Raw genomic sequence first — 15864 nt, 5'->3', positions numbered from 1 at the left:
CCTACCCACCCACGCCCGGTAGCTGCCGGGCGGTTACAACGTGCGGCCGATGATCTCGCGCAGGATCTCGCTGCTGCCCCCGAAGATGCGCAGCGCGCGTGCGTCGGTCCAGGCGCGGCCGATGCCGTACTCACTGCTGTATCCATAACCGCCATGCAGCTGCAGCAGGTCGTCAAGGATCCTGCCCTGCAGTTCGGTGGCGTTTAGCTTGGCCATCGCCGCCACGGTCGCGTCCAGTCGGCCCTGCAGCTGCTCTGACAGGCACTGGTCGAGGAAGCTGCGCAGCATCGCCAGCTGCGCCGCCGCGCCTGCCAGCACGAACCGGGTGTTCTGGTGGTCGATCAGGAAGCGTCCGAACGCCTTTCGCTGGCGCACGTAGGCCACGGTTTCCTCCAGCATGCCTTCGGCCGATGCCGCCGCGCGCAACGCAATGGCCATGCGCTCGGCCGCCAGCTGTTCGCCCAGGTAGTCGAAGCCGCGCTGTTCTTCCCCCAGCAGGTGCGACACCGGTACCGCCACGTCCTGGAAGAACAGCTCGCTGGTGTCCTGCGCGTGCTGGCCGATCTTGGCCATGGGTGCGCCGCGGGTGACGCCGGGCAGGCGGGTATCCACGCAGAACAGGGTGAGCCCACGCGCGCCCAGTTCGGGCGCCACGGTGGCCACCACCACCACCACGTCGGCATTGCTGCCGTTGGTGATCCAGGTCTTCTGGCCGTTCAGCAGGTAATGCTCGCCCTGGCGTTCGGCACGGGTGCGGACCGCCTTGAGGTCGCTGCCCGCGCCCGGTTCGGTCATCGCAATGGCGCCGATCGCCTCGCCGCGCGCCATGGCCGGCAGCCAGCGCGCGCGTACCGCGTCGCTGCCGTATTGCATCAGGTAGGGCGCCACCATGTCCGAGTGGATCGAGAAGCCGATGCCCAGGTAGTTGGCGCGCGCCAGTTCCTCGATCACACAGGCGGCGTGGCCGATGTCGCCGCCCAGGCCGTACGGCTCGGGCAGCTGGCAGTTGAGCAGGCCGGCCTCGCCGGCTGCACGCCACAGCGCGCGCGGGGTGATGCCGTCGCGCTCCCACTGCGCGTACTGCGGGGCGATCTGTTCGGCAATGAAACGCCGTACCTGCGCGCGGAACAGCGCATGGTCCTCACCGAATACCGGACGGGTCTGCATGGATCAGCGGCCTACCGGGTCGGTGCCGCTGAGTTGGCCCTGCAGCACCGGGGCGGTGGCGCTGCCGGTCAGGAACAGGCTGTAGTGGTCGCCGGGCTGCAACGCCGGCAGCGCCAGCGGCGCGCTGTCCTTGCCGCCGCAGCCGGCCACCAGGCGTGCCTTGACCGGGTTGATGCCACGCGCACTGCTGCTGCCGGCCGCGACGGCCGGGAACACCACCGCACCCTTGTCAGCCATCGCCAGGCGGCCCTGCGTGCAGCCACTGGCCAGGTTGTAGAAGCGGATCTCGGCCTTGAGCGCGTCGCTGGTGCCCCCGCCATCGGCCAGTGCGGCCAGGGGCTTCGACGGGGCGGCGGCGTCCAGTACCAGCGTGGTGAAGCTGCCGGCCGCAACCTGCGGCTGGGTGCGGGGCTTGCCGGCCACGCGCACGGTGAACGGCTTCCCGCCCTCCACGATCGCGTAGCGGCTGGCCCGCGTGGCCGGGCCGACGGTCTGTTCGGCGCCGGGACCGACAGCGACCTTGAGCGCGGCGCTGCCCGGGTTGAGGACACGCACGAACGCCGAACCGGCCGGCGGCCGTGCCGCATAGAGCTGGGCCAGGCGGCCTTCGGGGGCCGCCTGCTGGGCGCTGGCGGCCAGCGGAGAAAGGGCCAGCACGGCGGCGGCGAGCGATATCAAAGGCAGTTTCATGCGTTGGGTTCCTGGCGGCGAAGCGTGCGCGCCATTGCGTAGCGCTGCTCCAGTTGTCGGCGATCCACCTTGTTGCTGTTGCCGGTGGGCAACGCATCGACGGCGATCAGTTCAGAGGGAATCATGTACGGCGGCACGCGACGGCCCAGCTGCGCCTTCCAGTCCTGCAGCGACGCCGGCAGCGGCTGAACCGCGCCTTCGCCGGGCTGGGACAGTTCGACGAAACCGATCATGCGCACCAGGCTGCCGTCGGGCCGGCGCAGCACCACCGCCGCGCCGGCCACCACGCCGTCCAGGGTGGACAGCGAGGCGTCCACTTCGGCCAGTTCGATGCGGTAGCCGTTGAGTTTGATCTGGTCATCCTTGCGGCCGCGGAAGTACACCCGCCCTTCCGCGTCCAGGCCGCCGAGGTCGCCGCTGCGGTAGGCGCGCTTGCCGTGGTGGTCGAACAGCACGCCGTGGTCCAGGTCCGGACGGTCCAGGTAGCCGCGCATGACGTGGTCGCCGGCCATGCAGATTTCGCCGTCGTCGATGAAGACCTCGGCGTAGGGCTTGGCCACGCCGATCGGGAACGGATTGGGCGCGGCCGCGCGCAGCGCCGGGTCGATCTCCACCCAGGTGGTGGAACAGGTGGCTTCGGTGGGGCCGTAGGAGTTGATGATGCGCGCCTGCGGGAAGCGCGCCCACAGCTCTTCAGCCACGCGCGGGGTGAGCGACTCGGCGCCGAACACGAACACGCGCAGCGACGGCAGGTGCTCGGCGTTGAAGCGCGGGTTGAGCATCTGCTGGCGCACGAACGAGGGCGTGGAGGCCCACACCGCCACCGCCGAGTGGCGCAGGTGTTCAACGAACCGTTCGCTGTCGGCGATCACCTCGCGCGGGCACAGCACGCAGCTGCCGCCCGTGCCGAGCGCGCCGCACAGGTCGAACAGCGAGAAGTCGAAGCTGAAGAGCATCTGGTTGAGGAAGGCCGGCGCCTCACCCAGCTGCAGGCAGTCGCGGATCCAGCCGGTGAACAGCGCCACGCTGTCGCGGCCGATCTGCACGCCCTTCGGGTCACCGGTGCTGCCGGAGGTGAACATGATGTAGGCCAGGTCCGGCACGCTGAGCGCGCGCGGTGCATCGGCACCGGGCCCGAAGGTGTCGGTGGCGGCATCGTAGACCGCGCCGGCATGGGTGAGCTGGGTGATCCGCTGCAGCCGCGCGGCCGGGTTGATGGTGTCCACCGGCACATAGGCGACGCCCATCTGCAGGCAGCCGAGCATGGCCACCACGAACGCAGACTCTTTGTGCCCGGAGATCACCAGCGCGTAGCCAGGCTGCACGCCGGCCGCCTGCGCGCGCGCGATCCAGGCCTGGGTGGCTGCATGCAGCGCGGCCCAGTCCAGGGTGCCGTCGGCATCGTGCAGCGCCGGCGCATGCGGGGCGTGCTCCAGCGCGACGAAGCGGCAGTGGTCGAAATCGAATCGCATGCGCGCAGCTCCTGCAGGGGGGATACGGCTCAGCGCTGGTGCGCGGCCACGTAGTCGGCCAGCACCTGCACCGAATCAACCAGCGCGTCGATCTCATCGACCGGCAGGGTCACGCCGAGGCGGTCCTTGACCTCGACCATCAACTGCACCTTGGACATCGAGTCGAACAGCGACTCCATGTACTCGTCGGGCTGCACGCGGGTGCCGATCACCGCTTCGACGATGTCGATCAACTGGGCCTGGAGGGTCTGGATATCCATCGGGTTCACCTTGTCAGAACTGGAAGTAGAGGAAACGGGATTCTTTGTGCAGGCTCAGCAGCGACAGCCCCAGCATCAGCAGCATCACCAGCAGCCACTGCCAGTTGGGCTGCCAGCGCATCCACGCGCGCGGGGCCGGGCTCGGCTTGGCCAGCGACGGGCCGTACACGCCCATGATCTGCTGGGCGTTGGGTGCCAGCCAGACGATGGCCAGCAGCACCAGGATGTAGAGCAGCTGCACGTGGTGGCCGGCCAGCAGGCGCCAGCTGTCACCCAGCCCCATGCCGCCAAGGTAGCCCAGGTTCTCCAGGCTTTCCCAACCGCGCACGCCGAACATGGCCTGGACCAGCTGCCAGGCGTCGTGCACGCCGTCGGCGCGGAAGAACGCCTGCGCCACCAGCACCGCGCCAAAGGTGAGCAGCACATAGCCGGCATGCTGGTACCAGCGCAGCTGGCGCAGCGCGGCCGGCTTGCGTCCGCCGACGAACACGCGCCAGGCGTGGTTGATGGACAGGTAGCCGGCATGCAGCAGGCCGAAGATCAGGAACTGCAGGCCCGCGCCATGCCAGATGCCGGCCAGGCCCATCGCCCACACCGTGGGCAGCACGATCATCGACAGGAAGCCGCCCGCCGAGGCCACCGCCGCCGGGCCGGTGGCGCGGCCATGGCGGGTGCGCCAGCGGGTTACCGCCATCGCCACCGGGTAGTACAGGTAGGCGGTGATGTAGCGGGTGAGGGTCATGTGCCAGCGCGCCCAGAAATCGATCACGCTGGTCGCCTTGTAGGGCGAGTTGAAGTTGAGCGGGAAACGGATGCCGAACATGCGGGCCAAGCCCAGGGCCATGTCCGAATACCCGGAGAAATCGAAGTACAGCTGCAGCGCGTAGCTGAGCGCGGTGGCCCAGGCGCCCCAGAACTGCACCTCGCCGGTGGAGGCAAAGCCCGCATCGGCATACGGGGCGATGGTGTCGGCCAGCAGCACTTTCTTTGCCAGCCCGATCACGAAGAGCATGCCGCCCACCGACAGGTTGTCGGCCTGGAAGCGATAGGTTTCGCGCTTGCTGAACTGCGGCATCATCTCCTTGTGGTGGAGGATGGGACCGGCAATCAGGTGCGGGAAGAAGGTCACAAACAGCACGTAGCTGAGCGGGCTGCGGTCGTTGACCACGCCGGCCCGGCAGTCGAGCAGGTAACCGATCTGGGTGAAGGTGAAGAAGGAGATGCCCAGCGGCAGGATCAGCGCATCCATCGGGCCGACGTTGAAGCCCATCTCGCCGACGAAGTTCACCATCGCCGCGAAGTACTTGTAGTGCACCAGCAGCAGCAGGTCGGCGGCCACGCCCAGTGCGGTGGCCAGCAGCTGCAGTTTTGGTCGCTTGGCCAGCGACAGGATCACCAGGCTGACCAGGTAGTTGAAGACGATCGAGCCCGACAGCAGGATCACGAACTGCGGGTTCCACCAGCCGTAGAACACAATCGACGCCACGCACAGCCACAAGGCGGCCAGGCGCGGCCGGACCGCGCCCAGGGCGTAATGCACGCCCAGCGCGATCGGCAGGAACACCAGCAGGAACAGGAAGGAGTTGAAAAGCATCGTCCGTAGCGCTCAGTCGATCTCGGCCAGCGTTGCCTGCTCACCGTCGGTCAACGGCAAGGACAGGGCCATTTCAGAAAATTCCCAGACCACCAGCTTCAGCGTCGGCGGCCACTGCGCCCGCTGCGGCCAGGCGGCCAGCAGCGCGCCGGAGAACTGCCCGCCATCCAGGCTCTGGTTCCACACTTCGCGTCCCAGGGCATTGCCCAGGCGTTCGGCGAACAGACTGCGGCGGCCGTTGGAGCTGCCCAGCAGCAGCACGTCCACCGGCGGGGTGTCGTCGAGCAGCCCACCGCTGCGCACCGGCGCGATGACCTGTTCGGGCTCGCGATCCAGCGCCGGGCGCCAGGCCGGCGGCGCCTTCTCCAGGCCGGCGAGCACGATCAGGTCGCCCATGCGCGGCTTGGGCGCACCGGGCGCGCCGACCTCGAACGCCTGCCCGCCCCGCCCGCCCAGCATGGGCAGCGCCGAGGCGGCCACCGCGTCGGCGGCGCGCTGCGCGCCGATCCGGTTCATGTGCACGTCGGTGCGGAAGAACACCGGCGCCGTGCCCTGCTGCAGTACCGGCAGCAGGTCGGTGGAGGCCACCTGGGCGGCACCCAGCGCCTGCTGCCACTGGCCCAGCCGCGCGCGCATGGCCGTTGAATGGCGCAGACCACAGGTATGCGCCTGCTCGATGCGCGACTTGTCCGGCACCACCACTACCAGCACCTGCACGCCCTGCGCCTTGAGCTGCGTCGTCCAGTGCTGCATCAGCCGCACGCGCTGCTGCAGCACGTGTTCGCCCGCGCCCGGCGGCGGGCGCAGCCCGTCGCGGTAGAACAGCCAATCCGGGCACCCCAGCGCCACCTGCGGCCCCAGGTCGCCGAGCAGGCGATAGCGCAGCGCGGCCGTGGCCAGGTCGGCCTGGGCCTGCACCGGCAGTTTGAGCGCTTCGTTGATCGCGCGGCCGGCTTCGCCGTCGGCCCAGCGCGCCGGTGCCAGCGCGGCCGCGGGGATCCTGGCCTTGCCCAGCATCCAGCCGCCAGCGATCAGACCGATGACCAGCAACACGATCACCACCACCGTCGTGGGACGGTGGGCACGGGCGGGCGCAGCCGGAGGCAGGGGCGCGGGTGCGCCGGGACGTGCACTCATCGGGTTACTGCCCCAGTGCCTTGTTCACACGCGCGGTAAATTGCGCCGGGGTCATGATCGACGCGTTGTCCCACTGGCCCTGGGCCTGCGGGCCGAAACCGTACACCGGTTCGAACATCTGCCAGACCAGCACCTGCGGCGGATTGGTGCGGAAGTCGTCGGACTCCAGGTACTCCAGCAGCATGATCCACGGGCCCACGTTGCCGGCCTTCCAGTTGACCGTGACCGGGCGGTCCAGTGCATTGGAGAGCTTCTGCGGGAAGCCGAAGTAGGCCTGCACCATGCTGTGCCCGGTCACGTGCACCGGTGCCTTGCCGCTGTCGAGCAGGCCCTGCGATTCGGCGGCGCGGCGAACGGTGAAGGTTTCGCGGCCGACCGCGGCGCGCTGTTCCGGGGGCAGGAACAGTTCGGCCAGGTCGCCATAGCGGCGCTCGCGGGTTTCCTTGCCCAGCGGCGTGCCCGTGCCGGGCTCGCCGGCCAGGTTCGGCACGGCCTGCTTGATCCGTGCCGCCAGTGCATCGGCGGTGGCGTCGGCGGCTGCCTGGGTCCAATGCTGGTCGCTGCGATAGAACACGTCGGTGCCGCCAGCGCGCACGCCGGCCAGCACCTTGCGCGCATCCAGGGCATCCACGCCGGCCTTCTGCAGCGAGCCGAGAATGCTGTCGTAGCGTTTTTCCACCGAGGCACTCACCACCTTGCCCTCGGGCAGGCGATCTTCGTAGAACAGCACCTTGTCGGGCAGCAACAGCAGCTCCAGGCGCACGCCCCGTGCGGCAAGGCGGGCCTTGGTCTCGGCGATCAGGCCGGTGGAGGCGTCCACCGCCTGCATGTCCACCGCGCTCAGGCTGCCCCACGCCGGGAACAGCCAGCCGTCCTTGCCGACCAGCACGATGGCCGAGTCGTCCTTGCTGGCTGCTGCCGGTGCGGCAGCGGGCGCCTGCGCCTGCGCGGCACCGGCGCCGGCCAGTGCGCACAGCACGGCCAGCAGCGGCAGGCCGGCCCGCAGGCGACGGCGGGGGGCGGTGGGGGTCAGCAAAGAATGCGTATCCATGTCGTTCATGCCTTTTCCATGTCAGTAGTACAGGGTAGCGGTAGCGAACAGGCCCTTGGCGCGCTGCGTATCGCCGCCGCCCAGGGCGAACCGGTACTGCACGGCCAGGTCCAGGTAGGACCGCGCCGCGTTGTAGTGGTCTTCGCGGAACCAGTAGCGCACGCCCACGCCGGGGCCTGCGCCCAGCGACCAGCTGCGGTCGGTGTCGGAGAGGTCGAACGATTGCGCGCCGATCAGCGGGTATTCGATGCCGCGTACCCTGGAGCGCTGGTCGATCCAGTCCGCGCCGATCACCAGGTACGGGCTCAGCACCCAGCGGGTCTGTTCGGCACCGAAGCGGTAGCTGCGGCCGGCGCGCAGTTCGGCGGCACCGAACCACTGCTGGCGACGCAGGCGACCGTCGGAGTCGGTCAGCCGCGCCACGGTGTCGCCCAATGCGTTGATCTGGTCGACGGTGAAGTGCGCGCGGTTGTCATCCCAGGTGAAGCCGGCCTGCGCGTAGCCGCTGAGCGTCCACCACTGGTTGACGTCGGTGCGCACGCCGGTGCCTTTGTAGAAGCCGTAGGTGAGGTAGGACATCCAGCCGCCGGCGTTGTTCTGCAGGCGGTAGCGGGCGGCGGTGGTGATCTGCAGCGGCTGGCTCGATTCGATCTGGATCCGGCACTGGATGGCGGCCGAATCCGGGTACACGCCGCCGTTGCGGGTGGCGGTACCGAGGAACTGGCGGCGCTCGATGCCGGCGCTCAGGCCGGTCTGGCCGAAGGTGTAGCGCGCACCGAACGCGCCGATGGTGGACGGCCAGCCGGCGATCGACCGCGAGCGGCTGAGCCGCTCGGCACGCGTGCGTGCATCCTCGCTGGGGATGCCGGTGCACGGGTCCACCGCCTGCAGGGATTCGAAGGTGCCGCCTTCGTCGTACAGCGTGTTGGCCAGGCGCGCATACAGTTCCAGCGTGCCGTGCTGGTTGTTGGATTTCTGCGGCCGCCAGAACGCTTCGAGCGTGCCGAACACCGAGTCGCCGGGCGTACTGATGGCCGCACCGCCCAGGTTGGTGGCGGCCTGGCGCGCACCGCGATACCCCGCCGACAGCGTCATGCCCCATTCCCGCGAATAGTTGGCGATGGAGCTGCGCGTGTTGTAGCGCTGGGCGGCATCCAACGGCAGCGTGCCGGCGTCGGCGCTGTCGATCGCCCCGCGCAGCAGCGTCACCGCCTGCGGGTGCTGGCCCAGGGCGGCATTGGAATAGGCCTGGTCCAGCACCACCGTGGGCGGTGCCTTGCCGGTTGCCTCGGCGGCCTGGAAATCTCCCAGTGCGCTGCGCGGATCACCCGCACGCTGGTTGAGGTAACCGCGCTGCATCAGCAACCCGGCGTCCTGCGGCGTGGTGGCCAGGGCGGTATCCAGGCGCTGGCGGGCTTCGGCCTGCTGGCTGCGGTCGCCGGCGGCCAGCGAGGTGGTGAGCAGCGACTGCAGCGGCGCGCTGTCCTGCGCGGCCTGCACGGCCTTGCGCGCCTCCTCGATGGCCTGTTGGTAGTCCTGCCGGCCATAGGCGGCATAGGCACGCTGGGCCGCGCCGCCCTCGCCCTGCAGGTCGGTGGGGGTCAGCTCGCACTGGGTGCCGTAGGGCGTTTCGCGGCATTGCTGGATCGGCGCGGGATAGGTGGCGTCGGTGAGCGCCAGGCCCGGCCGCGCCGAACGCATCGAACGGGTGCGCAGGGCCACCGCATCGGCGATGGCACGGCGCGTATCGGCGTCTTCGTCGGCCAGCGGATCGGTCCGCAGCGGGGCCAGCAGGCGTTCGGCACGCTCACGGTCGCCCGCGGCCAGCGCGGCATCCACCGCCAGCAGGCGCACGTTGCGTTGCTGCTGGCCATCCAGCCAATCCTGGGCAAGCACGCGGTCGAAGTCTGCATTGGCCTGCGCGCTGCGGCCCAGCCGCTGCTGGAGGTAGCCGCGCATCACCAGCGCATTGGTGTCTTCATCGTCCTGGGCGATTGCCGCAGACGCGGCGTCCACCGCCTCGGGCAGCTGGTTGCTGAGCAGCAAGGCGGTCATCAGCAGCAAGCGATGGCTGCCCGACTCCGGCGCCAGCTCCACGGCCTGGCGCGCTGGGGCCACTGCATCCTGCGGACGCAGGGCGATCAATGCCTGGTAGCCGGCCTGCGCCGGGGCGACGGCCTGCTCGCGCTTGATGCGCAACTGCGCGGCAAGAATATCGGTGCGGTTCGGCGCACCCAGCGACAACGCGGTGGCCGCCGCCTGCTGCGCCTCGTCCAGCTTGCCGCCGGCCTCCAGCGAGGCCACCCACAGGATCGCCCACGCGCCCTGCTGCGGCTGCTGGCGGAAGGCCTGCTCGGCCTTGCTGGCGGCTTCTTCCATGCGGTCGCTGTTGAACGCCTCGTAGGCCTGGGCCGCCAGGGGGAACGCGCGCTGGTAGGCCAGCTCGGCCGCGGTCGGGCGGGGAGCGGTGGCACCGCGCACGCGTGTACCCGCGGCGGCGGCGGCACGCGGTGCAGCCGCCGCCAGACCCGGCAGGGCCGGGTCGGTGATGCCATCGGCAAGCGCCCGGCGTGCCAGTGCGCGCGCCTCGTCGGTGCGGCCCAGTTTCTGCGCCGCGTAGATCTGCAACAGGCGCAGGCGCGCCACGTCGGGCCGCAACCGCACCGCCTCGGTGGCGGTCCGGTAGGCCTGCTGGAAGTCGCCGCGGTCGTAGGCGCCGAAGGCCTGCTCGGCGATGCGGTAGGCGTTGCCCGACAGCGGCAGGGATTCCTGTGCGTGCACGCTGGCACTGCCCAGGCCGATCAGACTCAGCGCGATCACGCTGGAAAGCAGGGTGGTTCTCATGCCTTCAGCTCTCCGTCGGCGCTGTATTGGGGTTGGCCCGAGCGGCGGTGCTGTTCGCGCACCGCTTCGGCAATGGCCGCTTCGGTGGCGACACCGTGCTTGACCAGGTAGTCGCCGATGCGGCCATCGCGCTGCGGCTTGTATTCATCCAGCACACGCTCGAACTGGTCGCGTGCGATCAGCCGCATCTCCACCAGCAGGTCGCCCAGCAGCGGCACGGCGTCGATGCGGTAGGTTTCACCGCTGATCAGGCGCAGGCCCGCATTGATTTCGCTTTCGCGCGCGATCGACTGCGCCAGTGCGGTGGCCTGCACGTCGTGCAGCAACTGGGCCTGCTCGGCCTCGCTGAGCGGGTTGGCCACCGCGATCGACAACGTATCGGCGGTGCTGCCCGGCAGCGGCAGCAGGCGCCACTGCACGCAGGATTCCACCGAGATCGGGAACTGCCCGGCCTGCAGGTAGTCCACGTCGATCACCGCGCGGGCCAGGTCGCCCTGGAAGGCGATCGCCTCGGCCAGGGTTTCATCGTCCAGCCAGCCTTGCGACACCAGGATGCGGCCCAGCGGTTGCTGGCGGCCGCCCTGCTGTTGCTGCAGCGCCTGCTCCAGCCGCTCCGGCTCCACCGCCTGCCAGGTGGTGAGCAGTTCGCCCAGCCGCTTGCGGGTCTGCACCAGCTGCGAGGCACTGGGGAAATCGTGCATGGTCTTGTCCCACACCATGCGCTTGCCGAACAGCAGGTACAGCAGGAACATCCGCCACGCGCGCGCGGTGGCCATGAAGTTGATCATGTTGCCGACCACCATGCGCGGGATCGACATCAACGCGTGTTCCCAGCCGTACAGCCGGTTGACGAAATAGAAGCGCTGCACCACGCGGGTAGCCAGTGCGGCGGTGGTGATCAGCGCCACGTTCATCTGCCAGGTACCGGCTTGGAAAATGGTCGGGAACTGGGTCGTCCATACTCCGGTCACCTTGAGCAGCCAGAACAGCAGCAGCTGCAGGAAGATGATGTAGGCGATGATGCTGATGAACGAGGTGACGATGCCCTTGCGGTCGCGCGCCAGCAGGTACTTGGTGGCCAGCGAGCCGCGCCAGCCCAGCGTTTCCCAGCTCTGCAGGCCGATGCCCAGTACCCAGCGCGCCTTCTGCCGGTAGGAGGCGCGGAAGTTGTCGGGGAAATACTCGCGCACGCACAGCGCCATCGACTGGGTGCTCTCGCGCACCGGGCCCCAGCCGAACCACGACGGCCGGCGCACGCGGAACTGCACCGGGAAGCGGGCGAAAATGGAATGCATGCCCATCGCCGCGAGCCGCGCACCGACGTCGTAGTCTTCGGTGAGGCTGTCGGTGTTGAATGGCTGGTTGTCGGTGGCTGCACTCAGCGCCAGCAGCGCCTTGCGCGAGAAGCAGGTACCGACGCCGGCCGAGGGCACCATGCCGGACACGCTTTCGCGCACCACCAGGTCCTTGGCATGCCATTCGGCGAACTCGTCCATGTACACCCCGGCGATCAACTCGTACCACTCGCGGTCCAGCGAGGTGACCGGCAGCTGGATCATGTCCTTGCGCGGCAGCAGGTAGTTGAAGAAGCGCAGCTCCATCGGGTGCAGGACGTCTTCGCTGTCGTGCAGGATCACCCCGGCAAATTCGATGTCGTGGCGCTTCTCGTAGTCGAAGATCGACAGGATCAGCCAGTTCAGGCAGTCGGCCTTGCTGGTCGGGCCGGCATGCGGCACCTCCACGCGGCGCAGGCGCTTGTAGCGCCGGCGCATGCGCTCCACTTCGGCGATGGTCTCGGCGTCGTTGGGATAGGTGCCGACGAAGACGATGTACTCGCGGTAGTCGAGTACATCGATCATGTTTTCCACCATCTGCGCGATCACGTCGTACTCGGCCCAGGCCGGGACCATGATCGCCAGCGGCTGCTCCGGACGCTGCAGCAGGTCCTGCTGGGTCAGCGGGCGGTATTCGCGACGCTTCTTGACGGTCAGGGTGCGCCAGCTTTCGCGGACCCAGTACCAGATGTCGATGAACAGGTCATCCAGGCTGGAGATCAGGATCAGCACGGCGACCGCCGCTGCCACTGTTTCCAGGGCAGCGTAGTAGTTGGCCAGCTGGATGTTCCAGAACAGACCGTCCACGGCCGGTCAGTGACCGTTGCTTGCGGATTTGCGGCGACGACGGACCTGGGTGACGCGGGCCGCCAACAGCGCGAACACCACCAGCCCGACCAGTACCAGCAACCACACCATGTGCTGTTGCCACCAGGGCTCCGGGTTGCCGCTCTCGGCCTGGCGCGCGCCATAGGGGTCGTGGCTGTCGAAATTGCTGACCACGCCACTGCCGTCAAGCACGGCCAGGTCACCGCGCAGCAGACGGAACGGCTGGTCCAGCGCCGGGCCCTGCGCGCCAAGGTCGTTGTAGAGCACGCCGGTATGGCCGCCACCGTCCACCACCTGCACCGCTGCGGCACGGTCCAGGCCAGCCAGGTCCAGCAGCGGCTGAGTGCCACCGTTGACCACCAGGCGGCCGTCCTTGAGACCGGCCGGGGTGACCCCGGACGGGGCCAGTGCGAAGGCCAGGTAAGGCCGCGCCGGGCTGATCGCGGTACCGGCAGCGACCACCTTCAGTTCGGCCGCCTGCGGCGACACGCCGACCGCGCTGGCGATGGCGATCACCTTGGCCAGCGACGCCGGGGCGTCCTGCAGCCAGGTGGCCGGCACGAACACCTCATTGGCGTGGGCCAGCTGGCTGGCGGCACCGACGAAGTCGGCGTCCAGGCTGCGCTTGGCCAGCGTCAGGTGGCTGCTGGGCAGGATCGACACCGGGAACGCGGTTGCCGGGTCATGGCAGTACGGCCGCGCCGGCTGGCGCAGGAAGCTGATCCGCACCTCGTTGCGTGCGGCCAGCGCATAGGCGGGTACCTTGGCCACCAGCCGCTGCGGCTTGCCGTCGGCGGCGAGCACCTTGGCGCCCAGCAGGTAATCGTTGAAGTAGAGGCTGGCCACCGCGCCCTGCCCGGCCGCGTTGGGTGCGGCGGAGACATCGACCACCACCTGGTCGGGCAGGCGGCCATCGGCCGACAGCGCGCCAAGCGCAAAGCTGGCGGTGCGGTCGCCGCGGGTCACGATGTCCAGGGTGCCGGCGATGTCGCCCAGGCGGCTGAGCAGCACCGCGTTGTCGCCCACCGCGGCGGGGCTGGCTTCGGCCACCTGCAGGGTGTGGCCCAGCGCGTAGGCGCGCCATTGTTCACTGAGCAGGCCCGCCACCTTGGCGCCGGCGTTGGCCGCCACTACCAGGGTCGGGCGCCCCGCCACGGCGGCGACGCTGACCGACGCGGTGCCGGTGCCCTTTTCCAGCGCGGCCATGTCGCTGCCACGCCAGGCGGTGAAGGCGCTGGCGGCATCGCCGCTACTGGCACCGACCTCGGTGGCCAGTGCATCCAGTGCGGCGCGCACGGCGGCGCGCAGCGGGTCGGTGCTGATCGCCACGTCGATGGCCAGCGGACCGCTGTCGCGCAGCGACAGCAGCGCCCCGACTTCGGCCAGGCTGGCAATGCGATGCTGGGTGCCGCCTGCGGCCAGGGCCGCATACGCCGGCACGCCCTGCAGGCTGGCCGGAATGGTGATGCCGGTGAGGTCCACCGTGCTGCCTACCCCCGGCAGCGCCACCACGTCCACCTGCTTGCCGCCGTTGCGCAGCGCCGCGCCCACCCGCCAGGCGGCGTCGTAGGCCGGTGCCTGCAACGCCTTGCCATCGATCAGCACGCGCACGCGCATCGGCAGTGCGCCCCAGGCCTTGGCCACGGTGTTCACCGCACGCCCGTCGAAGCGGTAGCTGAAGCGTGAGTCGGGTGAGAGCCGCAGCACGTTGGCCGGCGCGCTCTGGTCGGCGCAGCGGTAGTCGGACACCACCGACCACCAGCCCACGGCCACGCGGACGAAGCCGTTGTCGCGCGGCAGGCCATCGATGGCCAGCAGCTGGCTGGCATCGCCCTGCGCGTCGGTGATCGACCGCGCCGCGACCGGGTCGCCGTCGACCGACCACAACCCCGAACTGCGCCCGGTATGACCGCGTACGTAGCGGCCATCCAGCTGCAGCTGCGCGTCGCGGGTCGGCACGCCGGCCGGGACGGGCAGGTAGATTTCGCGCTGGCTTTCCTGGCCGCTCAGGGTCAACGGCTGGCGGAAGCCCAGCTCGCGCAGGGTCATGCTGCGCGTCACGGTGGCGTCGGCTGCCCACTCGCTGAACTGCCCGGCCGCGGAGTCGGCGGCGTGGGCAGAACCAAGTGGGAGGGCCAGAACCAGGGCCAGCGGTAATACCTGGGGAAAACGAGCGGTACTACGGTTGGTCTGGGTCATGGCGTCAGTTCGGTAAGGGAGGGATGGGACAGTGGGGCTGCATGGGCGGCCACGAACTCGTCGAACGGCTCACCGCGCAGCGCGGCGACGATCCGCGCCGAAGCGCGTCCATCGCCGTACGGGCTGGCGTCGGCGATGAAGTGCGCTGCCACCCGCGGCCCGTTGCAGGCCTCATGCACGGCGGCCACGATCCGCGCCGGGTCGGTGCCCACCAGGCGCACCACGCCGGCCTGCACCGCTTCCGGGCGCTCGGTGACATCGCGCATTACCAGCACCGGGCGGCCCAGCGCCGGGGCCTCTTCCTGCACGCCGCCGGAGTCGGTCAGCACCACATGCGCACGCTGCATCAAGCGCACGAAGCTGAGGTAGTCCTGCGGTGGAATCAGGTGCACGTTGTCCAGCCCGCCCAGATGGGCATGCACCGGCCCCTGCACGTTCGGGTTGAGGTGCACCGGGTACACGATCTGCAGGTCGTCGCGCTGGGCCAGCTCGGCCAGCGCGCGGCAGATGTTCTCGAAGCCGCCGCCGAAGTTCTCGCGGCGGTGGCCGGTGACCAGCAGCAGCTTGCGCTCGCTTTCCAGGAACGGGAAATGCGCGTCGATCGAGGCGCGCAGGGCCGCGTCCTGGTCGATGCGTTCGACGGTCTGCTTGAGCGCGTCGATGACGGTGTTGCCGGTCACGCTGATGCGCCCGGCCAGGTTTTCCTGTTCCAGGTTGTAGCGTGAGCTGTTGGTAGGGGCGAACAGATGATCGGCCACCACGTCGATCACGCGGCGGTTCATCTCTTCCGGCCACGGCTGCTGCAGGTCGCCGGTACGCAGGCCGGCTTCGACGTGCGCCACCGGGATGCGGCGGTGGAAGGCCGCCAGCGCCGCGGTCATCGCCGTGCTGGTATCGCCGTGCACCAGAACCCGGTCCGGCTGCACCTGTTCGTAGAGCGCGTCGAGTTTGGCGAACAGACGGGAACACAGCCCGTTGAGGGTCTGGTTGGCGACCATGACATCGAGGTCGTGATCGGGGTGGATGTCGAACAGCGACATCACCTGGTCGAGCATCGCCCGGTGTTGGCCGGTGATGCACACAAGGGACTCGATGCCCGGCGCGGCATGCAGCGCGCGGACCAGCGGTCCCATCTTGATGGCTTCAGGCCGCGTACCAAAAACAGATAGAACCTTCACCCGACTGCTCCCTGTGATGACCAACGACTGTGACTTCCATCACGCAAATCGTAGGCCAAGTACGGCGAGCTAGCCAGTGCAACGTGATGTAGATCACATTTCTCGGAAAA

Annotated in this window: 11 protein-coding genes; all 11 read right to left on the bottom strand. The window is 69.3% G+C overall.

Annotated elements, in window-relative coordinates; genetic code table 11:
- Positions 1-33: 33 nt before the first annotated feature.
- From ABIA71_RS10970 to wecB, 11 genes are read right to left on the bottom strand one after another with little or no spacing between them, the layout of a single operon-like run.
- Positions 34-1167, bottom strand: coding sequence for an acyl-CoA dehydrogenase family protein (locus tag ABIA71_RS10970; protein WP_354285223.1), 1134 nt, complete (start codon positions 1165-1167; stop codon positions 34-36).
- 3 nt (positions 1168-1170) lie between these two features.
- Positions 1171-1857 (bottom strand): alginate O-acetyltransferase AlgF, encoded by a 687-nt coding sequence (locus ABIA71_RS10965; protein WP_354285222.1) that lies wholly within the window; start codon positions 1855-1857, stop codon positions 1171-1173.
- Positions 1854-3329 (bottom strand): AMP-binding protein, encoded by a 1476-nt coding sequence (locus tag ABIA71_RS10960; RefSeq protein WP_354285221.1) that lies wholly within the window; start codon positions 3327-3329, stop codon positions 1854-1856. The genes ABIA71_RS10965 and ABIA71_RS10960 overlap by 4 nt, the downstream gene beginning before the upstream one ends.
- A 29-nt stretch (positions 3330-3358) precedes the next feature.
- Positions 3359-3589 carry an acyl carrier protein gene (locus ABIA71_RS10955; RefSeq protein WP_038690541.1) on the bottom strand — a complete coding sequence of 77 codons (231 nt, stop codon included), beginning with the start codon at positions 3587-3589 and terminating at the stop codon, positions 3359-3361.
- Positions 3590-3602: 13 nt separating this feature from the next.
- On the bottom strand, positions 3603-5183 hold the full coding sequence (locus ABIA71_RS10950; protein ID WP_354285220.1) for an MBOAT family O-acyltransferase: 1581 nt from the start codon (positions 5181-5183) through the stop codon (positions 3603-3605).
- A 12-nt stretch (positions 5184-5195) separates the two neighbouring features.
- Complete coding sequence (locus ABIA71_RS10945) at positions 5196-6320, bottom strand: alginate O-acetyltransferase AlgX-related protein (RefSeq protein ID WP_354285219.1); 1125 nt, start codon at positions 6318-6320, stop codon at positions 5196-5198.
- A 4-nt stretch (positions 6321-6324) separates the two neighbouring features.
- The gene (locus ABIA71_RS10940) at positions 6325-7371 is read right to left on the bottom strand and encodes an alginate O-acetyltransferase AlgX-related protein (protein WP_354285218.1); all 1047 of its coding nucleotides are present in this window, start codon (positions 7369-7371) and stop codon (positions 6325-6327) included.
- A 21-nt stretch (positions 7372-7392) separates the two neighbouring features.
- Positions 7393-10215, bottom strand: a complete 2823-nt coding sequence (locus ABIA71_RS10935) for an NfrA family protein (protein WP_354285217.1) — start codon at positions 10213-10215, stop codon at positions 7393-7395.
- Positions 10212-12356: a glycosyl transferase family protein gene (locus ABIA71_RS10930; RefSeq protein ID WP_354285216.1), complete on the bottom strand. Its 2145-nt coding sequence runs from the start codon at positions 12354-12356 to the stop codon at positions 10212-10214. Before ABIA71_RS10930 ends, ABIA71_RS10935 begins: the two co-directional genes overlap by 4 nt.
- A 6-nt stretch (positions 12357-12362) precedes the next feature.
- Entirely contained in the window at positions 12363-14576 is a 2214-nt protein-coding gene (locus tag ABIA71_RS10925; protein ID WP_354285215.1) for a hypothetical protein, read from the bottom strand.
- Positions 14573-15754, bottom strand: a complete 1182-nt coding sequence (gene wecB, locus ABIA71_RS10920) for a non-hydrolyzing UDP-N-acetylglucosamine 2-epimerase (RefSeq protein WP_354285214.1) — start codon at positions 15752-15754, stop codon at positions 14573-14575. The genes ABIA71_RS10925 and wecB overlap by 4 nt, the downstream gene beginning before the upstream one ends.
- Positions 15755-15864: the final 110 nt, after the last annotated feature.

Origin of the sequence: Stenotrophomonas sp. 2619 (assembly GCF_040548725.1) — a bacterium.
Classification (GTDB): Bacteria; Pseudomonadota; Gammaproteobacteria; order Xanthomonadales; family Xanthomonadaceae; genus Stenotrophomonas; species Stenotrophomonas maltophilia_AP.
This window is presented reverse-complemented; position numbering and strand designations above follow the sequence as displayed.